The 18,939-nt window shown below is 63.3% G+C and carries 26 protein-coding genes and 1 pseudogene; 14 read left to right on the forward strand and 13 right to left on the reverse strand.

From position 1 onward, the window contains the following. Positions 1-137 precede the first annotated feature (137 nt). Positions 138-899 (reverse strand): FadR/GntR family transcriptional regulator, encoded by a 762-nt coding sequence (locus AC1DZY_RS16955; protein WP_476821306.1) that lies wholly within the window; start codon positions 897-899, stop codon positions 138-140. Between the two features lie 259 nt (positions 900-1,158). Here AC1DZY_RS16955 and AC1DZY_RS16960 point away from each other — a divergent pair, with 259 nt between their 5' ends. From AC1DZY_RS16960 to AC1DZY_RS16980, 5 genes are all read left to right on the forward strand, one after another. Further along, the gene (locus AC1DZY_RS16960; RefSeq protein ID WP_476821307.1) at positions 1,159-2,214 is read left to right on the forward strand and encodes an ABC transporter ATP-binding protein; all 1,056 of its coding nucleotides are present in this window, start codon (positions 1,159-1,161) and stop codon (positions 2,212-2,214) included. Between the two features lie 149 nt (positions 2,215-2,363). Then, a complete protein-coding gene (locus tag AC1DZY_RS16965) occupies positions 2,364-3,665 on the forward strand; it encodes an ABC transporter substrate-binding protein (RefSeq protein ID WP_476821308.1) in 1,302 nt (433 codons plus the stop codon). A gap of 92 nt (positions 3,666-3,757) precedes the next feature. Next, on the forward strand, positions 3,758-4,720 hold the full coding sequence (locus AC1DZY_RS16970) for a carbohydrate ABC transporter permease (protein ID WP_476821309.1): 963 nt from the start codon (positions 3,758-3,760) through the stop codon (positions 4,718-4,720). Positions 4,721-4,761: 41 nt separating this feature from the next. Then, positions 4,762-5,673 carry a carbohydrate ABC transporter permease gene (locus AC1DZY_RS16975; protein ID WP_476821310.1) on the forward strand — a complete coding sequence of 304 codons (912 nt, stop codon included), beginning with the start codon at positions 4,762-4,764 and terminating at the stop codon, positions 5,671-5,673. A gap of 172 nt (positions 5,674-5,845) precedes the next feature. Continuing rightward, positions 5,846-6,742 (forward strand): NAD(P)-dependent oxidoreductase, encoded by an 897-nt coding sequence (locus tag AC1DZY_RS16980; RefSeq protein WP_476821311.1) that lies wholly within the window; start codon positions 5,846-5,848, stop codon positions 6,740-6,742. A gap of 7 nt (positions 6,743-6,749) precedes the next feature. Here the strand turns inward: AC1DZY_RS16980 and AC1DZY_RS16985 are convergent, their stop codons facing one another. Continuing rightward, positions 6,750-7,835: a LacI family DNA-binding transcriptional regulator gene (locus tag AC1DZY_RS16985; protein WP_476821312.1), complete on the reverse strand. Its 1,086-nt coding sequence runs from the start codon at positions 7,833-7,835 to the stop codon at positions 6,750-6,752. A gap of 99 nt (positions 7,836-7,934) precedes the next feature. Here AC1DZY_RS16985 and AC1DZY_RS16990 point away from each other — a divergent pair, with 99 nt between their 5' ends. Continuing rightward, the gene (locus AC1DZY_RS16990) at positions 7,935-8,852 is read left to right on the forward strand and encodes an NAD(P)-dependent oxidoreductase (protein WP_476821313.1); all 918 of its coding nucleotides are present in this window, start codon (positions 7,935-7,937) and stop codon (positions 8,850-8,852) included. A 6-nt stretch (positions 8,853-8,858) separates the two neighbouring features. Here AC1DZY_RS16990 and AC1DZY_RS16995 read toward each other — a convergent pair whose 3' ends face one another. Then, positions 8,859-9,602: an aspartate/glutamate racemase family protein gene (locus AC1DZY_RS16995; RefSeq protein WP_476821314.1), complete on the reverse strand. Its 744-nt coding sequence runs from the start codon at positions 9,600-9,602 to the stop codon at positions 8,859-8,861. A 540-nt stretch (positions 9,603-10,142) separates the two neighbouring features. Here AC1DZY_RS16995 and AC1DZY_RS17000 point away from each other — a divergent pair. Beyond that, a complete protein-coding gene (locus tag AC1DZY_RS17000) occupies positions 10,143-10,457 on the forward strand; it encodes a DUF6894 family protein (RefSeq protein ID WP_476821315.1) in 315 nt (104 codons plus the stop codon). 400 nt (positions 10,458-10,857) lie between these two features. After that, on the forward strand, positions 10,858-11,295 hold the full coding sequence (locus AC1DZY_RS17005; protein WP_476821316.1) for a Ros/MucR family transcriptional regulator: 438 nt from the start codon (positions 10,858-10,860) through the stop codon (positions 11,293-11,295). A 130-nt stretch (positions 11,296-11,425) separates the two neighbouring features. Here AC1DZY_RS17005 and AC1DZY_RS17010 read toward each other — a convergent pair whose 3' ends face one another. Beyond that, positions 11,426-11,704: a hypothetical protein gene (locus AC1DZY_RS17010; RefSeq protein WP_476821317.1), complete on the reverse strand. Its 279-nt coding sequence runs from the start codon at positions 11,702-11,704 to the stop codon at positions 11,426-11,428. 434 nt (positions 11,705-12,138) lie between these two features. Here AC1DZY_RS17010 and AC1DZY_RS17015 point away from each other — a divergent pair, with 434 nt between their 5' ends. Continuing rightward, the gene (locus AC1DZY_RS17015) at positions 12,139-12,432 is read left to right on the forward strand and encodes a hypothetical protein (RefSeq protein WP_476821318.1); all 294 of its coding nucleotides are present in this window, start codon (positions 12,139-12,141) and stop codon (positions 12,430-12,432) included. A gap of 128 nt (positions 12,433-12,560) precedes the next feature. On the opposite strand, the gene AC1DZY_RS17020 is transcribed toward AC1DZY_RS17015, so the two are convergent. Continuing rightward, on the reverse strand, positions 12,561-12,986 hold the full coding sequence (locus tag AC1DZY_RS17020) for a DUF1236 domain-containing protein (protein ID WP_476821319.1): 426 nt from the start codon (positions 12,984-12,986) through the stop codon (positions 12,561-12,563). A 190-nt stretch (positions 12,987-13,176) separates the two neighbouring features. On the opposite strand from AC1DZY_RS17020, the gene AC1DZY_RS17025 reads away from it, so the two are divergent. Next, positions 13,177-13,503: a hypothetical protein gene (locus tag AC1DZY_RS17025; protein WP_476821320.1), complete on the forward strand. Its 327-nt coding sequence runs from the start codon at positions 13,177-13,179 to the stop codon at positions 13,501-13,503. Positions 13,504-13,628: 125 nt separating this feature from the next. Here AC1DZY_RS17025 and AC1DZY_RS17030 read toward each other — a convergent pair whose 3' ends face one another. The 6 genes from AC1DZY_RS17030 to AC1DZY_RS17055 form a co-directional block, all read right to left on the reverse strand. Continuing rightward, positions 13,629-14,009, reverse strand: a complete 381-nt coding sequence (locus AC1DZY_RS17030) for a hypothetical protein (protein WP_476821321.1) — start codon at positions 14,007-14,009, stop codon at positions 13,629-13,631. After that, positions 14,006-14,422, reverse strand: a complete 417-nt coding sequence (locus tag AC1DZY_RS17035; protein ID WP_476821322.1) for a hypothetical protein — start codon at positions 14,420-14,422, stop codon at positions 14,006-14,008. Before AC1DZY_RS17035 ends, AC1DZY_RS17030 begins: the two co-directional genes overlap by 4 nt. A 76-nt stretch (positions 14,423-14,498) precedes the next feature. Then, positions 14,499-15,158: a hypothetical protein gene (locus AC1DZY_RS17040; RefSeq protein ID WP_476821323.1), complete on the reverse strand. Its 660-nt coding sequence runs from the start codon at positions 15,156-15,158 to the stop codon at positions 14,499-14,501. 28 nt (positions 15,159-15,186) lie between these two features. Further along, positions 15,187-15,438: a hypothetical protein gene (locus AC1DZY_RS17045; RefSeq protein WP_476821324.1), complete on the reverse strand. Its 252-nt coding sequence runs from the start codon at positions 15,436-15,438 to the stop codon at positions 15,187-15,189. Positions 15,439-15,458: 20 nt separating this feature from the next. Continuing rightward, positions 15,459-15,716: a hypothetical protein gene (locus tag AC1DZY_RS17050; protein ID WP_476821325.1), complete on the reverse strand. Its 258-nt coding sequence runs from the start codon at positions 15,714-15,716 to the stop codon at positions 15,459-15,461. Then, entirely contained in the window at positions 15,713-16,117 is a 405-nt protein-coding gene (locus AC1DZY_RS17055; protein ID WP_476821326.1) for a hypothetical protein, read from the reverse strand. Before AC1DZY_RS17055 ends, AC1DZY_RS17050 begins: the two co-directional genes overlap by 4 nt. Before the next feature lie 105 nt (positions 16,118-16,222). Between AC1DZY_RS17055 and AC1DZY_RS17060 the strand changes: the two genes are divergently transcribed. Genes AC1DZY_RS17060 through AC1DZY_RS17070 form a run of 3 tightly spaced genes read left to right on the forward strand, consistent with a single transcriptional unit; the run spans position 16,223 to position 17,263 of the window. Next, positions 16,223-16,477, forward strand: coding sequence for a helix-turn-helix domain-containing protein (locus AC1DZY_RS17060; protein WP_476821327.1), 255 nt, complete (start codon positions 16,223-16,225; stop codon positions 16,475-16,477). 1 nt (position 16,478) lies between these two features. Further along, the gene (locus AC1DZY_RS17065; RefSeq protein ID WP_476821328.1) at positions 16,479-16,940 is read left to right on the forward strand and encodes a hypothetical protein; all 462 of its coding nucleotides are present in this window, start codon (positions 16,479-16,481) and stop codon (positions 16,938-16,940) included. Then, positions 16,937-17,263, forward strand: a complete 327-nt coding sequence (locus tag AC1DZY_RS17070; RefSeq protein WP_476821329.1) for an NIPSNAP family protein — start codon at positions 16,937-16,939, stop codon at positions 17,261-17,263. Before AC1DZY_RS17065 ends, AC1DZY_RS17070 begins: the two co-directional genes overlap by 4 nt. 92 nt (positions 17,264-17,355) lie before the next feature. Here AC1DZY_RS17070 and AC1DZY_RS17075 read toward each other — a convergent pair whose 3' ends face one another. Both AC1DZY_RS17075 and AC1DZY_RS17080 read right to left on the reverse strand, forming a co-directional pair. Beyond that, positions 17,356-17,952 (reverse strand): hypothetical protein, encoded by a 597-nt coding sequence (locus AC1DZY_RS17075; protein WP_476821330.1) that lies wholly within the window; start codon positions 17,950-17,952, stop codon positions 17,356-17,358. Positions 17,953-17,955: 3 nt separating this feature from the next. After that, positions 17,956-18,252: a PepSY domain-containing protein gene (locus tag AC1DZY_RS17080; protein ID WP_476821331.1), complete on the reverse strand. Its 297-nt coding sequence runs from the start codon at positions 18,250-18,252 to the stop codon at positions 17,956-17,958. 482 nt (positions 18,253-18,734) lie between these two features. On the opposite strand from AC1DZY_RS17080, the pseudogene AC1DZY_RS17085 reads away from it, so the two are divergent. Beyond that, positions 18,735-18,939, forward strand: a pseudogene (locus AC1DZY_RS17085) (hypothetical protein); the annotation flags it as partial.

Consider the following 18,939-nt stretch of genomic DNA (forward strand, 5'->3'; position numbering starts at 1 on the left):
CGAAGGCTTGATTCCGCAAATCTGAATCGATTAAATAGTCGTCGATGTGCATGCGAGGCCGACGGCCCCGTGGATCATATCTACACAGCTCGCGGTGCCGGAAAAGCTCCGATGGGCGCATATGTAGTATGATTTATTCACGCAATTCTCTGGGTTTGCGCTCCTGATGCCGGCTCAAGAAAGGCCAGCGTCGAGTTCAGTGCGTCGATCACGAGCGCGGTCATGCGCGAAGCCGCGAGGTCCCCGTCGCGCTGGATGATCGCGTCGAGCACCCGCTCATGGTCGACCAGCGACTCCACGAAATAGTTGCGGTCGTCGGCCGCCTTGAGCAGCAGCGTCCACTGGATGGCCGCGGTGACGACGCTGGTCAGGCATTGCAGCGCGGAGTTCTGGGTCGCCGTGAAGATGGCCTCGTGAAAGGCGAGATCCGCCCGGATCGTCACCTCGGCATAGGGCGGGTTGCCGGTCATGCCGCGATAGGCTGCCTCGATACGCGCAAGGTCGGCGGGCGAGCGGCGGATCGCGGCCAGGCGCGCCGCGCTGGGCTCGACGAAACGGCGCAACTCAAAGAGATCGCGGATGAATTTCTCGTTCGGGTCGGCCTCGAAATGCCAGGACAGCACATCGGGATCGAGCAGGTTCCAGTTGTCGCGCTGGGCGACGCGGGTGCCGCTTTTCGGCCTGGATTCGACCAGCCCCTTGGCGGTCAGAACCTTGACGGCCTCGCGGTACGCCGTGCGCGAGACCGAGATCTCAGAGCGCAGGGCGTCTTCGTTGGGCAGGATTTCGCCGGCGCGGTAGGTGCCCGAGATGATCGCGACAGCGAGCTTCTGCGCCACCTGCCCGAAAAGGCGGTCGGCGTTCAGCGTCGTCGGTCGCGAGAAATCGCGCACCCTCATCGTCCCGGAGCTCCTCCTCGCCAGCAGCAAAAACACCGAGGCAAGAGCCCGTTTTTGCTGCGTGTCCGGCGCTTGACACGCTCATGCATATCGTATGACTTTATCGCAGATGTGAACGGACGCAACAGGCCCCGGCCTGGATTGCGTTCGTTGTCATCGGTCGGTCACAAGAAGCCGATCAAGCGATGGTGTGGAAGCGCGCAATGGCGCGGTCACCGCATCCGTGAGGAAACGAAGAAGACCAGGGGAAGGCTCAAAGATGGCCTCAGTCCAGATCGCTGACGTGCGCAAGGCCTATGGCTCGACGCAGGTCATCCATGGCGTCGACATCGACATCGGCGATGGCGAATTCGTCATCCTCGTCGGCCCGTCGGGCTGCGGCAAGTCGACCCTGCTGCGCATGATCGCCGGCCTTGAGAACATCTCCGGGGGCGAAATCCGCATCGGTCCGCGCGTCGTCAACGACGTGCCGCCCAAAGAGCGCGACATCGCGATGGTGTTCCAGAACTACGCGCTCTATCCGCACATGACGGTGGCCGACAACATGGCCTTCTCGATGAAGCTCCGGAAGGCGCCCAAGGCCGAGATCGACGAGCGCGTCGGCAAGGCGGCGGGTATCCTGGGTCTCGAGAAACTGCTCGACCGGTTTCCCCGCCAGCTCTCGGGCGGACAGCGCCAGCGCGTCGCCATGGGCCGCGCCATCGTGCGCGATCCGCAGGTCTTCCTGTTCGACGAGCCGCTCTCCAACCTCGACGCCAAGCTGCGCGTGCAGATGCGCACCGAGATCAAGGAACTGCACCAGCGCCTGAAGACCACGACGGTCTACGTCACCCACGACCAGATCGAGGCCATGACCATGGCCGACAAGATCGTGGTGATGCATGACGGCATCGTCGAGCAGATGGGCGCGCCGCTCGATCTCTACGACCGGCCCAACAACCTGTTCGTGGCGGCCTTTATCGGCTCGCCCTCGATGAACCTGCTCAAGGGCACGATCACGGCCGGCGGCTTCGAGACCGAAGGTGGCGTGGTCTGGCCGATCGGCACGCATCCGGCGGGTTCGAACGGCAAGGCGGCCGTGTTCGGCATCCGCCCCGAGCATATCCAGCTCGACCCGAACGGTCTGAAGGCCGAGGTCGTGGTGATCGAGCCGATGGGGTCCGAGACCCAGGTCATCGTGCGTTGCGGCGGCCAGAACCTGACCTGCGTCTTCCGCGAGCGCATCACCGCCAAGCCCGGCGAAACCATCACGATCACGCCCGATACCGCCGTCACGCATCTGTTCGACGCCGCCACCGGCAAGCGCATCGACTGAGGCGCGTCCGGCCGTGCCGGCACGGCGGGCGCTGCTACCAAGATCAAGGCCTGCCCCGCCGCCTGGCGCGGCAGGCCGAAAGCCTAACCGGACAATCCGGTTCAATACGGCCGCCAAGAGCCGCTCGATCAATCCCAGGGAGAAAACAGATGAATTTCGACCGCAGATCATTGCTCAAGGGTGGCGCTGCGCTCGGCCTCGGGGCCGGCACGAACCTGCTCGACTATGCCAAGGCCTGGGCCCAGGCCGCGCCGTTCAAGGCCGAGCCCAACGCCAAGATCAACCTGATGCGCTGGAAGCGCTTCGTCGAAGCCGAAGACGTCGAGTTCATGAAGATCGTCGGCGCCTTCGAGAAGGCGACCGGCGCGAAGATCACCATCACCAACGAATCCTACGACGATCTGCAGCCCAAGGCGTCGGTCGTGGCCAATACCGGCCAGGGCCTCGACATGGTCTGGGGTCTGTATTCGCTGCCCCACCTGTTGTCGAACAAGTGCCTGGACGTCACGGATGTCGCCAACTACCTCGGCAAGGCCCATGGCGGCTGGTTCCCGGCAGCCGAAAAGTACGGCAAGTCCGGCAACAAATGGATCGCCATTCCGGTCGCGACCACCGGCGCGCTGATGAACTATCGCATCACGGCGACGGAGAAGGCAGGCTTCAAGGAATTCCCCAAGGACACAGCCGGATTCCTTGAGCTCTGCAAGGCCTTGAAGGCCAACAACACGCCCGCCGGCATGGCCTTCGGCCACGCCTCGGGCGACGCCAATGGCTGGCTGCACTGGCTGCTCTGGACTTTCGGAGGCAACCTGGTCGACGAGAAGGACAAGGTCGTCATCAACTCGCCCGAGACGGCCAAGGCGCTGGAATACGGCAAGCAGCTCTACGAGACTTTCGTTCCCGGCACCGCGTCCTGGAACGATTCGTCGAACAACAAGGCGTTCCTCGCCGGGGAGCTCTACTGCACCAACAACGGCATCTCGATCTATGTCACGGCGAAGGGTGCGAACTCCGATATCGCCAAGGACATGAACCACGCCTATATGCCGGTCGGCCCCGTCGGCAAGCCGACCGAGCTGCATCTGACCTTCCCGGTTCTGACCTTCAACTTCACCAAGTTCCCCAATGCCTGCAAGGCGTTCACCGCCTTCATGATGGATGCGGCGCAGTTCAATCCGTGGATCGGCGCAGCGCAGGGCTACCTGTCGCACTTCCTCGGCGAGTACGACTCCAACCCGGTCTGGACTGCCGATCCCAAGACGACGCCTTATCGCGACGTTTCCAAGCGTACGCTGACGCCGGCAGGCCTCGGCACCCTCGGCGAGAAGGCTGCGGCTGCCGTTGCCGACTTCATCGTCGTCGACATGTTCGCGAACTACGTCACGGGCCGCGAGGATGTGAAGGGCGCAATCGCCGGAGCCGAGCGTCAGGCGAAGCGCATCTATCGCTGACCATCATCGTCGCGACGGCCCGCCATGGCGGGCCGTCGCTGCCTTTGCAGGCGTGTCAGTGCGACTTCGTCCGCAGCGACGCCGGAGATATGATGACGAATTCAGCAATCGATTTGGCCGCCCCCGTTGCACGCGGCTCGAGAGAGCGGACACCGTGGCAACGCCTGCGTTCCAGCCGCAACTGGCTGGGGTTCTGGTACATGGTGCCTGCTGCGGGCATCCTGCTGCTCTTTCTCGCCTACCCGCTGGGGCTGGGCGTGTGGCTGTCCTTCACCGACACCAAGATCGGGCGAGCGGGTGAGTTCATCGGGCTCGAGAACTACGAATGGCTGTCGGACGACAAGGTCTTCTGGACCTCGGTTTTCAACACGCTGCTCTACACGGTGGTCGCCAGTGCCGCGAAGTTCGTGATCGGGCTCTATCTGGCGCTGCTGCTTAACAAGCACCTGCCGTTCAAGGCGCTGATCCGTGCCGCGATCCTGATCCCCTTCATCGTGCCGACTGTGCTCTCGGCGATCGCGTTCTGGTGGATTTATGATTCGCAGTTTTCGATCGTGTCCTGGTCGTTCCGGAAGTTGGGCTGGATCACAGGCAATATCGACTTCCTCGGCGACCCTTGGAATGCGCGCTGGTCGACCATCTTCGCCAATGTCTGGCGCGGGGTGCCCTTTATCGCGATCACGCTGCTGGCCGGACTGCAGACGGTGTCTCCGTCGCTTTACGAGGCGGCCACGCTCGACGGTGCGACACCCTGGCAGCGCTTCCGCCACATCACCTATCCGCTGCTGACACCGATCATCGCGGTGGTGATGACCTTCTCGGTGCTGTTTACCTTCACCGATTTCCAGCTGATCTGGGCGCTGACCCGCGGTGGGCCGGTCAATGCCACGCATCTGATGGCGACGCTGTCCTATCAGCGCGCGATCATCGCCGGCCAACTCGGCGAGGGTGCGGCGATCTCGACCGCAATGATCCCGTTCCTGCTCGCGGCGATCGGCATCGCCTGGTACGGGCTCCAGACACGCAAATGGCAGCAGGGCGGCAGCAATGACTAGCATCGGCCCGAAAAGTGGTTGCCGGTTTTCGGAGCAAGCCGATGCAAAGCGCTGAAACCATCGACGCCGGCGCCGGGCGCGCCGCCACCCAAGATCACAGCGAGGGCATGGCCTATCTGGAGACGCTGCCGCGACGCGTCGTCACGACCTATATACCGCTGTTCCTGATCCTGATCGTGCTGCTGTTCCCGTTCTACTGGATGGCGCTGACGGCGATAAAACCCGATAATCAGCTCATCGACATGGAGCGGGTCAGTCCGTTCTGGACCTGGCAGCCGACCTTCAAGCACATCCACAAGCTGCTGTTCGAGAGCGACTATCCGCGCTGGCTCTGGAACACGATGTTCATCGCGACCTGCGCGACTTTCATCTCGCTGGTCGCCAGCGTGCTTGCGGCCTACGCGATCGTGCGCCTGCGCTTCAAGGGTGCGCAGACCGTTGGCGCACTGATCTTCCTGGCCTATCTCGTACCGCCCTCGATCCTGTTCATCCCGCTGGCGACGGTGATCTACAGCGTCGGCCTGTTCGACTCGCCGCTGGCGCTGATCCTGGTCTATCCGACGATCCTGATCCCGTTCTCGACCTGGTTGCTGATGGGATACTTCAAGACGATCCCGTTCGAGCTCGAGGAATGCGCTCTGATCGACGGCGCGACGCGCTGGCAGATCCTGACCAAGATCGTCCTGCCGCTGGCGATCCCCGGTCTGATCTCGGCCTTCATATTTTCCTTCACCCTGTGCTGGAACGAGTTCATCTACGCGCTGACCTTCCTGTCCTCGACGCAGAACAAGACGGTGCCGGTCGCGATCGTGAACGAGTTCGTCGACGGCGACATCTATCGCTGGGGTTCGCTGATGGCCGGCGCGCTGGCAGGCTCGCTGCCGCTCGTCATCCTCTACGCCTTCTTCGTCGAGCACTACGTGTCGGCGATGACCGGGGCGGTGAAGGAGTAATCAGCTCCGGTCTGGATCCGCCCGTCATCATGGCCTCTCCGTCATCCTGGCCGGAGCAAAGCGGAGTGCCGGGACCCATCATAGAGTGCCGTCGAGCCCTATGATGGATCCCGGATCGACGCGGCTTCGCCGCTTGTCCAGGATGACGGCCGTGCTGAAAGAGACTCGCTGAATGTCGATCACATCCATCGCCTTCGTCGGCCTCGGCGCAATGGGCGCGCCGATGGCCGAGAATCTGGTCAAGCGCCAGTTCCGCGTGACCGGCTTCGACATGCGCGAAAGCGCGCGCGAGGCGCTGGTCGCCGTCGGTGGCCACGGAGCGGCCAGCGCGGCCGAAGCCGCGGTCGGGGCTGAAGCGCTCGTGCTGATGGTGGTCAATGCGGCCCAGGCGCGCTCGGTGCTGTTCGAGGCCGGTGCGCTCGATGCTCTCGCGCCCGGCGCCGTCATCATGCTGATGGCGACCTGCCCCCCCGGCGAGGTCGAGGCGATCGCCGCCGAGGTGGTGAAAAGCGGCCGGCATTTCGTCGATTCGCCGGTGTCGGGCGGCGTCGTCGGGGCGCGTGCGGCAACACTGACCATCATGGTCGGCGCGCCCGATGACAGTTTCTCGCTCGCCAAGCCCGTGCTCGACACGATGGGCGACAAGGTCTTCCATGTCGGCAAGAGGGCCGGGCAGGGTGCGGTGGTGAAGACGGTCAACCAGCTGCTCTGCGGCGTCCATATCGCGGCAGCCGCCGAGGCGCTTTCGTTGGCGGAGAAGGCCGGCGTCGACGGGCGCGTGCTATTCGAGATCATGGGTGGCTCGGCCGCTTCATCCTGGATGCTCAGGGATCGCGGCCCGCGCATGCATGAGCCTGATCCGGCGGTGACCAGCGCGGTCGACATCTTCGTCAAGGATCTGAGCATCGTGCTCGATGCCGGGCGCGCTGCGAAGACCGCGCTGCCGCTGGCCGCGGCGGCCCACCAGATGTTCCTCGCGACGTCTGGACTCGGCCATGGCGCGCGCGACGATTCGCAGGTGGTGCGGGCCTACCGCGCTTTGAACGCCAAGCCCGCGAATGACCCGTGAGCGTTTCCTAGTTGCGCGGCGGGGCGGTCGTCGCGCGGATCACCAGCTCGGGCGTCAGCATCAGCCGCCGGACCGGCGCATGGGGATCGGCGATGCGCTTCAGCAGGAACTCGGCGGATTTCCGGCCCATCTCCTCCTGGAAGTTCTTGATCGTGGTCAGGGCCGGATACCATTGCGCCGCTTCCTGAACATCGTCGCAGCCGACGAGCGAGAAATCGACGCCGGCCTCCAGCCCGCGATGGCGCAGGCCGAGCATCGCGCCGAAGGCGGTCAGGTCGTTGAAGCAGATCGCGGCCGTCGGCGGGTCCGGCGCATCGAGCACCGCCTGGACGCCCTTCAGGCCGTTCTCGCGCGTGCCATAGGCGGAATGGACGATGGCGGGGTCGAGCGGCATGTCGTGGCGCGCCAGCGTCTCGCAATAGCCGGCATAGCGCTTGCGCCCGGTCGAGATCAGCTGGCTTTCGCCGAGGAAGGCGATCCGGCGATGGCCGAGCGCGATCAGATGCTCCATCGCCAGAAGCGTGCCCTGACGATCGTCGGAGCCGACGAAATCGAGGTCGAGCCCGGGAATCTCGCGCGACAGCTGGACCAGCGGCACGCCTGCGGCGATCAGATGGCCAAAGGTCTCCTTCACACTGCCGCCGGCCGCGCAGATGATCATGCCGTCGGGCCGGTACTCCTTCAGCGTGTTCAGCACCCGGTCCTGCCGCTCGAGATTCTCGGCATAGGTGCCCAGCAGGATCGAACGGCCATGGGCTGCGGCGGTCTCCTCGATCGCGGCGAGCAACTCGGCGAAATACGGGTTGGTGATGTCGTGGAAGCCGACGCCGAGGATGTTGGTGCGGTCGGTCCGCAGCGAGGCGGCGCTGCGGTTGTAGCTGTAGCCCATCTCGCGGGCGACCTGCTGAACCCTGACGCGGGTCGCCTCGGCCACCAGCGCCGAGTCGCGCAGGGCAAGCGACACGGTGGCGGTCGAAACGCGGAGATGGTCCGCGATGATCTGCAGCGTGACCCGTCCGCGACCGCCGAGGCCTGCGAGAGCCGGGCCTTCCGTCGGCATTCCGGCTTCGGGCGGGGGCCCGCTGGTGGTCATGGCGCGCTTCTCCGGAAGCGGAATCAAGACCTTGCGAGCAGTCCGCGGCCCGGTCATTCCGTCACTCGACCCTAGTCAATCTCACAGAAACGGGAGAATTTGAAGATGAGCGCTAGCAAGGAGGCCGTCGGCTTCATCGGCGTCGGGCTGATGGGCCAGGGCATGGCCCAGAGCCTGCTCAACAAGGGCTTCACGTTGACCGTGATGGGGCATCGCAACCGCAAGCCGGTCGAGGTCCTGGTCGCGGCCGGTGCGAAGGAGGCGAAGACGCCCCGGGAGCTCGCAGCCAACGCCAGCATCATCTTCCTGTGCGTGACTGGTTCGGCGCAGGTCGAGGCTGTCGTGAACGGTCCCAACGGCATCATCGCGGGCGCGAAACCCGGCACCGTAATCGTCGACTGTTCGACCTCCGACCCCGGTTCGACCGTCAGGATCGCAGCCGAGCTGGAGGCCAGGGGCCTGCATCTGGCGGATGCGCCGCTCGGCGGCACGCCGGCTCAAGCCGCGCTCGGCCAGCTTTCGGCGATGGTCGGCGCAAGCCCTGAGGTGTTTGCCCGCATCAGGCCGGCCTGCGAGGCCTGGGCGCAGAAGGTGGTGCATCTCGGCCCGGTCGGCGATGGCCACAAGATGAAGCTTTTGAACAACTTCCTCTCGATGGGCTATGCGGCGATCTACGCGGAGGCGCTGACGCTGGCGCAGAAGATCGGCATCACCCCGCAGACCTTCGACAGCGTGCTGCGCGGCAGCCGGATGGATTGCGGCTTCTACCAGACCTTCTTCCAGTATGTGCTCGAGCGCGACCGCGACGCTCACAAGTTCACGCTGGTGAATGCGCTGAAGGATGTGCGCTATCTCGAAAGCGTTGCGAACGCGGCCGGCATGCCCAATCCGGTCGGCAACGCCGTGAAGAACGTGTTTGCGGCGGCCGTCGCCCAGGGCAAGGGCGACGATTATGTGCCGATGCTGTCGGACTTCGTCGCCGCGCAGAATAGCGTGTCGCTGACCGCGAAGGGCTGAGACCGCTCAGGCTCCTGCCAGGAGTTTCGCAAGACGCGCCGACAATCCGGTGCTGCCGACCGGCGGCGGCAAGGCGAGATCGCCGGCCGTAGGCTTGGCAGGCCTGTCGCGCATGGCCGCCAGCACCGCTGCGATGCCGGTCTCGACCGAGCAGAGCACGGGTATATCGACGAAGGGCTGGACGCGGGCGGCGAGACCGGCAAGGCCGGCTCCGCCGAGGATGACTGCGCCGGCGCCATCGCGCGCCGCCGTTGTCGCGCAGGCCTGTGCGAGCAGGGCGATCGAGCCGTCGGGATCGCGCGCGATATCGGCCCCGGTGGGGGCGACCGTCTCGACCGCCGCGAGGCGCTCGCCCAGTCCGAGCATGGCGACGAACTCGTGCAGGATCGGCCCCCAGCGCTCGCCGCCGGTGACGATCGAGAAGCGATCGGCCTTTTGCGCCGCGACCTTGCAGCTCGCCTCGGCCATGCCGATGACCGGCACCTCGGCCAGTTCCTTCAGCGCGAACAGTCCGGGATCGCCGAAGCAGGCGAGATAGACCGCATCGCATGCCCCGCCATGCTCGGCATAGGCCTCCAGCGCCGCATGGGCCGCGATCGCTCCGGCGCTGCGGCTGGCGATGTATTGCGCCCCGAAGCGGCCGGTGGCGGGGACGAGCGTGACACCGGCCGGGAGATGCGGCGTGACGACCCGGACGACCAGATCGGTCATCTCCGGCATCGTGTTGGGATTGATCAGGAGAATGCGCAAGACCGCTCCGGCTGTCGAAACCGGCTGTGGTGCCCCTGGCCGGGTCCACATTCGACTTCTAGACGTTTGATTTCGTTTTACTTTTTCGACGCGACATTCATTATCGGCCAACAAATAGGCCAACTTTTAGTTCGCCGGCCGCCGATGAAGACCTACGGTTGGCGGCGACTGAATGCCGCACCGAGACACCGCCATATTATTGTTTTCGAGATGGTGGCCGTCAATGAGGAACAGCGGCCCCGATCGTGGGTTGGCTCGTGACATAGTCACAGCAGGAACAAGCCATTGCCGCTACTCGTCCAACTCGCCGGCTTGTGGATCGCCCGCGATATCGCCGCAGGCAAATATCCGCCGAAGCTTGCAATACCGCTCTCCCTGCTGATCTCCCGCCTCGGCGCACCGGGCTTGCTCGCTGGCGTCGTGGGGTTGGCGCTGGACCGCTACAGCGACCTCAAGAAGGATGGCGCTAAACGTCGGCCCACGAGCCGGAGGAAGCCGAGGCGGCAAGCGAGCGCAAAGCGTTCTGCGTCGTAGCGCCTCATGCCAGTCTACTTCATCGACACCAACAACGGCGACACCGTCGCGATCGACGATGAAGGGTTTGAGTTTGCCGACGACGAGGCGGCCCGTACCGCAGTGCTGGCGGCTCTGCCCGACATGGCGAGGGATCATCTGCCTGGCAGGGACAATAGGACGTTCAAGGTGAGTGCCAGCCGCGCTGATGGGACACTCGTCTACACTGCGACTATGAAGGTGGACGGCTTTACGGCGCGTCGGCCAAATCACGGCTTAGGCCGGCCTAATCTCCCGTTCGGTGGACTTCGCCAACGCCGCCGTCGTCTAGGAGTCTGTTGAATAAAGGTGTAGCGCGGAGCCTGAGGCCTAGCCACTTGGCTCGACTGTCGCCGGATCGCCATCGCCCTGGCCATTGTTGACCTGCTTCCACACGATCCACTCCCGAAGCGGTGGCGGCGTCTGTCACATAATGCTCTTGTCGACCTCGCCACTCATCAACGCGTCGAACTGATCTGGACACAGGAAAGAGTTAGGAAGAGCGGCGCGGCCCAAGCCGGGCTCAGGCGGCGTCTGGCACAATCGCTAGCAGTCGTCATACATGATTGGTCACGCTCAGACGGCTCTCCGCCGGAGCTACCGTTAAAATTTCTGAATCATCGCCGATTGAGAACTTGCAACGAGTCGTAAGGCGCATAATCTCGCCATAATAGAATCAGTTTAACGTGCGGGGGGGGGCAATATGGAGTATAAAGAAAACAATCTTCTTGAGCTTACGGTCGAAATCGTTTCGGCCTTTGTCGGACGAAATAGTATCCCTCAGTCCGAACTTCCCGCTTTGATTGCGAGCATTTATTCGTCTCTTGGCGGCCTTGGAGCTTCGGAAGTCGTTGCGCCATCCGCGCCCCAAATTCCTGCGGTCTCGATCAAGCGTTCGATCACGCCGGAATACCTCATCTGTCTCGAAGATGGCAAACGGTTCAAGACACTCAAGCGCCACATCACGAGCAAGTACGGCCTGACGCCCGATCAGTATCGTGCCAAGTGGAACCTGCCCCCAGACTACCCGATGGTTGCGCCGGCCTATGCTGAGCGACGATCGGCACTCGCGTTGTCGAGCGGGCTTGGGCGTAAAACTGGAACGAAAATCACGAAGGGGAAGGCGCGCAAAGCGTCTTAACGCTGCAGCGTCGGACATGATTCTGATCTTACCTTGACGACAAGAGTCGATCTGACCGGGCAAAAATTTGGGCGCTGGAGTGTTGTCAGCTTCTCAAATAAACCGCCCGCAAATGCGACACTTTGGTTGGTCAGATGCGACTGCGGTGTTGAGAAGAAAATCCGAGCCAGCAGCCTAAAAGCTGGAACGAGTAAATCCTGCGGTTGCATAAAAAAAGATGCCGCTGCCGAAGGGGTTTTGCAGCGGCGTGCAGTGGCAGGACTTCTGCAACCGAAACCAAATACGCAAAATGGAAAAAATCTCGCTCCTGATACCGATGCCCGCGATAGAGATGGCGAGTGCCGCGCTGTTCGTTCATCCCATCAGCCAAGCCGCCCCTGTGATTTACGCCCATCGCGGGAATTGACATCGGGTTCCACCGCTCCAGTTCACGCTATGCGCTTAGCGACCAGCCCCCCCGGCGCGATGCGCTGCCGCCGGCTGAGGGATGTCGCGTCCTCAGCCGGCGGCTACCTCACGCTCGCGGTCGTCGTCTTCATCGTTGCCATGGCCGCTGAGCGGCGTGTTGCCAAACCCCGCTCGGCGCTCTCGCAAGCGGTTATTCGCTCGTCGCCGTGGTCTGGCTCGGCTTCGTCCATTCGCACTGGGCCGCCAGCGAAGTAGGGCTCCAGATCGTTATCGCCGTCGATCGCATCGACCACGCCGATCAGCGAGGCAATGACCGCGTCTAACCGCAATGCACGTTGCGGAGCAACATAGATCGCGCGACGGTGTCCAAGATATGGATAGGGGGAACCTAAACCCCAGCCTTTCGTTGCCGGCGACAAACATGGAATGGTCGCGATGAGTGAAGCCGAAGGTAGCGGTGGGGGCAATTCATTAGAAGCCAGCACCGCGCTTCTTGCGCGAGCAATTGAAGCTCTTGAGCCGCTGACGAACCATAGGGATTTGGTCCTTGAGCTGAAGCGGATTGCGGGGGGGACTCCGGATGCTTGGGCGCTCGACTGGCTCGGCGACGATGGGCCGCGCCGCAAGACGTTCGTTAGGAAAGAGCAAGCGTTGGGTTGGTTAGAGGACCGCAGAGGGGTCAACAGCGAGCTGGCTTCCGCCGTATTGCGTCCGCTTTTCGTTTTATGATAGCGGCAAATCGCCCAGGTTGGTCTGGCGACCCTCATTGCCATAAGGCCCGCTGGGGGGCGTTGTTCGGGCGGTCCCTTCTGGCAAATCATAGGGAGCCCACCCTGTGAAGGGTGGGCTCTGCTCGATTATTCGATGATCTGAACAATCTTGCGGGTTTTGGGTTCGACGAGAACCGTCTGATCATTGATGACGGTGTAACGGTACTCCGTCTTGCCGTATTTCGCCGGGACCTCGCGGTAGGTCACCGTGTCCGGGAGGGTAGCGCCGACGACAACCTTCTCCCTGTAAGGAACTGAGGTGACGTGCTGCTCTTTCACGTACGTCCGGAACTCGGTCTGATTGTCGGCGCTGATCCCCCCGACGATTGCGCCGCCGACAGCACCACCAACTCCGCCGACTGCAGCGCCGACCGGCCCGCCGACGATTGCACCACCTACTGCACCGGTGGCTGCCCCTGCAGCAGCACCGCCCGCTGCTCCCTGATTCGACTGAGCGAACGCTGTTGCCGGCACGAGGGCGAGAGCAGCGATAACGGCCAGATTCTTGATCATGGTTCATCTCCCTTTGTCATTTTGGCTATGAAACCCCAGCACAGGGAAAACATGCATCCCACTCAGTGGTTCCATGAATAACCGTTCATACTGAGTGAGTTAGCCTAACTAGCGAGGCTACGAACTCGGAACTTCTAAACGGCCACGGCGTATGATGGGCGTATAAAAAGAGTGGCCCCAGGAGAGTGTCATGATCTTTCAAATCGCGGCTATAATCGTGTCCCTTGGCTTAGGGATGGCAAACAGCGAGCCGGTCGTAGATCCAATTTACACTTGCCAGTTCAAGGCCGGGCGTATCGTGATTGAGAAGGCAAACGAAGCGGGAGAGGTTACAGTTGAAGTCGGAGGCACAGCTCGACAGTACGTCAAGCAAAGTCGGAAGCTGGTCCCGCGTGAGCAAAATCTCCCGTCGTTACTCTTTGACCCGGATCTAAAACAGTGGAAAATGCTGAACGAACTGGGCGAGCCGATAGAGAGTGTCGTGTGCACAGAGATGCCTCAGCTCAAGACGGGCTAATCTGGGCATAGGTCGCAAACGTCGTGGCGCTTAGTATGGAGCGGCTCCAACTGATCGTTGAGGTCGCCGGGCGTGAGCGGGGCCGCTTTAGCGCGCGACGGCGGCGGCGGTGAAATCCACGATGCTCATGCTTCGGACTCCAGCAGGCGGTGGGCATGATGGAAGACGGCGACAAGGCCGCGCGTCGCGTCATCGCCGTTTTTGTCGATCGGGCCGATCAGCTTGAGATGTTGGCCGTCCGCCTCCAGCATCGCGGACATGACCGCGAGCAGGCCTGCGCGAGTTGTCGGCGGGGTGCGGTATACCTCGGCAAGCGCCGCATAGGCCGGGCCATGTGTCAGCGCCGCCGCAGCGTCGCAGGTGTCGGGGTCTTCGATCGCGCACGCTGCCGTGTGGGCGTCCCAAAGGAGGCGCCAACGCTCGATCGCCGCGAAGACGGGATCGGCCTTCGCCCTGGCGAACGGGTTGGGTATGCGGGCGCGTGCGGAGATGCAGGCGGCGCTCATGACGCCAGCCCATCGGAAGCGAAGGCAAGGCGCTCGATTGCGGCGGCTAGCGCGTAGGCTTCATTGACACCGTATTCGGACAAGCTCTCGGAAGGCTTGGCAACGATGCCGCGAAGGGTCGGATCGAAGCGCCAGAGCATGACACGTGCCCACAAGGCGAGCCCGGCCAAGGTCGCGGGCTGCACGGCCATGATGCTGCTGGCCAGCGCCTCGGAGTGCGGCCAGAACGCCTCACATTTCATTTCAAGGGCGCTGGATTCTCCCGATCCATCTTGGGTCGCGAGGTAGCGCGTCCATAGCGCGTCCCCCTCGGTGATGATGCGTTCGAATTCCGCTCCGAGCTGGAGCAATTCGGCATCGGGCGAAGCCGACGCCACCGCGAGGGGGGGCGCAGCCGGCGACAAGGCCTGCAAGGGCGGTCGCGACGACGGCGCGGCGGGAACTGGTCTGCATGCTCTTGGCTCCTGTATGGGGATGAAGGACTGCGGCTCAGGCAGCCGGAAGCACGGCGCGGCAGGCTTCCGCCAGCGACGCGAGGCCGGTCTCGAAAAGGTTGTCATGCACGCGTTCCGGCTCGGCCATGAACTCGGCGAGCGCGCGGATGCCGGGCAGAGTCGTGGGCACGGTCTCGACGACGCGCACGAGGGCGGCGGTTGCGACATCGCTGGCGGTCTGAGCCTGCGCGTCCAGCAAATCGATGGCGTGCTGTGAGCGAACCTGTTCGACACGCTTGCGCTCGCCCTCCAGGGCGTCGCGAAAGCGCTGGCCAGCCTGCTGCATCTGCTCGACGTTCTCGGTCGCGGACGCGCCACGGTTGGGCAGCGTGTTCAGGAAATACGAGATTTCCTCGTTGGTCTTGAACGAGAACGGCACGCCGCAGATTTCGACATCGATGCGCGCGCCAAACAGGGCGTTCTCGGCTTTGCATGCGCTCTCGGCCTCGCCGTAGATCTCCAGCTTGGCGAGCCATTCCGCATCGACTCGATGCCAGTCGGCGATGGCGGCGAAGACCGGATCGCGAGCGGCGCTCGCGGCCAAACCGATCGAGACCGGCGCTGCAGCCGAGAGGGCAGCTGCCGAGGCCATGAAGGCGCGGCGGGTGGATTTGGGCAAGCCGGTAGCGGCTGCCGGAACGGGTGCGTTCGACATCGGGTCTCTCCAGTGGTGCGAGGGTCGGTCAGGCGTGAGCGGGAATGGCGTGTCCGGCAGGCCGGCTCAGGCGGGCGAAGTTGCCGCTGGTCTGGTCCGCTATGCGTTCGCAGAGGTCGCGAGCAATGGCAGCGAGGCCGTTGGCGCGGTCGATCTGCTTTGCCTCCTGCGGGCGAGCGTCACGGTCGCACTCCATGTCGCTGACGGTGTCGTGGAGCGCGTCGAGCAGGTGCCCGAGCTGCGTCACGTCGTGGATGATGTCGTTGAGGTCGTAGGTCATCGATCTGGCTCCCGAGAGGCTCAGCGGCTGGGGATGCGGCGGTTGCCGGGTTTGGGTTTGGCGGGCTGGCGCGCGAGGCGGGCGCACTCGGCCATCTCATCGGCGTACTCGATGCAACTCTCACAGATGGTCCGGCGCTTGTGCTGGATGCTGATGATCCGGCCGGTCCAGAACTGACTGGCCTGATCCTCATCGGACCCGCAGAACGAGCACACCATGCCGGGCAGCCGGGCGCTGATGCGCTGCGTCGGTGGCGGCGGAAAGCGCCAGAAGCTCACGACCGCGCCCCCGAGACAGTCGCGAGCGCGGCCTGCAGCCGATCGACGGCGGCAAAGTTCATGTGCTGCCGGTAGTGCTCGCCCTCGATTTCGGCGCGGATCGCATCGGCGTCGTGGCCGTAGCGAGAGGCGAGCGCGACGCTTTCGGCAGCGCGGGCGGCGAGGCTCGCCTGCACGGCGGCCATCGTCTCGGCAACGCGGCGCAGATGATCGGCCTCGCCCTTCGCTTCAGCCCATGCCTTGGACAGGCTGCGGGACAGGATGCGGTTGCGCTCAGCAGCGCCCTCGCGGCGAACGCGGCACAGCTCCAGAGCAAACCGGGCATGGTGGTAGGCGCGGCGCATGATGGCGACGCGGTCAAAGGTGATACTGCTGGTTGCCGTTTTCGAGACAAGAGACATTTTTCGCTCCGCTTGATAATTTATCAAGTGAGCTTGATATAGCCTCTACTCATATAGACGTCAACCGGGCTTGAGAAAAAAACAAGTACGCGTTATATCGGTATCATGATTCAGCCTTCGCAAATCCGTGGCGCACGCGCCATGACTGGCCTTACCCAAGCAGCATTGGCAGCTGCTGCGGGTATCTCAACGACGGCGCTCAACAACATTGAGCGGGGTGCGGCCGACCCAAAAGCGTCAACCCTCGGCGCGATAGAGAAAGCGCTTCGATCGGCGGGAATCGAATTCATCCCCGAAAACGGTGGAGGCGCTGGCGTCAGGCTGGCAAAGCGCGCTGACGGCACGAGCGGGGAGCATTGAAATGACTAGCGCGCTTAAGGTGCAAAGATCGAAGTCCGAGCATATCGACGGCGCTCAGTTTCGCTTCGGTCTCGAGGAGGTGCAGTTCACCGCTAAGAGGTTTGCCGAGTTGTTCTGCAATGGCCGCACCAAACGCGTTCACGAGTGGCTCGGCGACGAAGTCCCCGTCCCGATGTGGGTGCCTGCGCTCCTTGCGGCTATGCAGGTGCCAGAAGCCCGTACGCGCGCAATTGCGACAGCCGAACATCTTCGCGCAGCATATGTGGCGACAGAGCTGTCTGAGGAACAATTGAAAGCTGCGGCCGACAAAGTGCGCTCCCACGCGGCGACAGCTGTCGATCTCGCTCTGGTCGATGTCGATGCGACAAAGCAGGAGAAGGCCGAAAGGCGCGGTGCGCTGACGGACGAGCCCGCAGTTATCGCAAAGGCGCGAGACAAGGGCCAAGTAAGGAAACCACGATGATCTACGAACTCCGTATCTACCGCACTCTGCCTGGCCGCCTGCCTAACCTGCTTTCGCGCTTCGAGAACCACACGCTGCGGATATGGGAGCGGCAAGGCATCAGACAGGCCGGCTTCTGGACGACGCTGGTGGGCGAATCCAATTGTGACCTGACCTACCTACTTGCCTGGGAATCGTTGGCAGAGCGCGAGGCCAAATGGTCGGCGTTCGCCGCCGACCTAGAATGGGTCGCCGCGCGCACCGAGTCGGAAAAAGATGGGCCAATCGTCGCCAACATCAGCAGCCAGTTTCTGACGCCTACGGCCTTTTCGTCCGTCAGGTAGAGCTTTGCGGTTTTTCGCGACTGCAGGAGGTGGCCTAACGAAAAGGCCCCGGGGGTTTCCCCAGGGCCTGATACGTTGCCATGAGAGTCCGATCAGATGACCGGCGGCCTCATCCGGCCCGACGCAGTGGCATCGCGATCATAGGGATCGGCGTTTTCGTCGAAGCGCGACCAGCCGTCCTTTCGGTACTCGGCAGTGCGAGCAGTCCGATCGAGCGGTGTCGCGCCGTCGAGGATCGCCTCCACGTTCAACACTTGATCGGGCTCCGCACGGACAGAGACGACTGATCCGCCCCGACGGACAGTCTCGGCGTAATAATTCGCCTCGTCCTCATCGTGTCCTTCCTTGACAAACGAGCCGACCAGGCCGCCGGCCGCTGCGCCGGCGACTGCGCCGGCAGCTGTCGATGCCAGCCAGCCCGCCGCGACGACCGGGCCGATGCCCGGAATGGCCAGCATGCCCAAACCGGCAAGCAGGCCGGCTGCGCCACCGACCCCCGCGCCGATCCCTGCGCCTTCCTCGGCGTTGGTTTCGCCGTCGCCATTGCGGCCGACGATGCTGACGTTGCTGCTGGAAATGCCGGCTTCTTCCAGCCGCTCGACGGCCGAGCGGGCGGTTTCGTAGTCGCCGTAGGAACGGGTGATTGTGCGAGTCATGTTCGTCTCCAAAGGTCGTGGTGAGAGGGGCATCCGTCAGTTCTTGACGATGTTGCCGCGATAATCGACGGAGACGTTGACCGAAGCGCCGGCGTTGGTCGCCTTGCCCTTCCAGACGCCGTTGTCGTCCTTCTTGAGGTCCATCACGTTGGTGTAGCCGTTTGCTTCGAGACGGCTCTTCGCCTGTCCCTCGGTGAAGCTGTTAGCGCCCGGCAGCGGGGCGTTGGCGTCCGCCGGCGCGGGCGTCGGTGCCGGGGAGGTCGTGGCCGTCTGGGCCATGGCACCGAAGGAGGTCGCCGTGGCGATCAACGAAGCGATGATCAGCTTCTTCATGGTGGTCTCCTGAGGATATGCGGACTGTGCCGCGATGCCCAGGAAAACGGCGATTTGCTCGTCTAAGTTCCAAAATAAATCTCGCCGTCGTGAGCGGAACAGGAATGGTTCGTCGCCGATGGAACCGTAGGTGATTGCTTCTGTTCCTTCTGGAGAGCATGGAGGGAATCATGTCGAACGACCAACCGACCGGCGTGAAGCTGGACGCTCCTGCGCAGTACAGGACTCCGCAGCGCCCCGGGCAGTCAGGCGAAGCGGGTCAGAAGCTGAATGGCCCCAGCCCGCTGTCAAAGAACGCGACGGGTCCGCATCCGCCTTATGAGCCAGATGACCCCGAGGGCCTGGCGGCCGGCAAGCACTCCGGAGCAGGGGGGCCTGCGGACGCCCCCAAGACGCGCGAGACTGGTCTCATGGGCCCGAATTTCTCGATAATCGGCGGCAATTGAGACTGCCTTACGATCAGGCGAAGGAAGGAAAAGCCGATGCCCGCTTACAACGATTATCTCAAGAAGCCCGAGGACCGCGACGAAGCAAAGCTCGACGTGGCAAACGCTCAAGGTGGCCAAGTCTCCAAAGCCACGAACATTCATGACGAAGGCAGTGACGCCAACGATTCGAGCGATGGCCTGACGGAGTCGGAAGAGGCTGTGCGAAAGGCGGCTGAAGATGTCCCTGCCGGGCAATCGC

Source organism: Allobosea sp. P2_A10 (assembly GCF_056405115.1).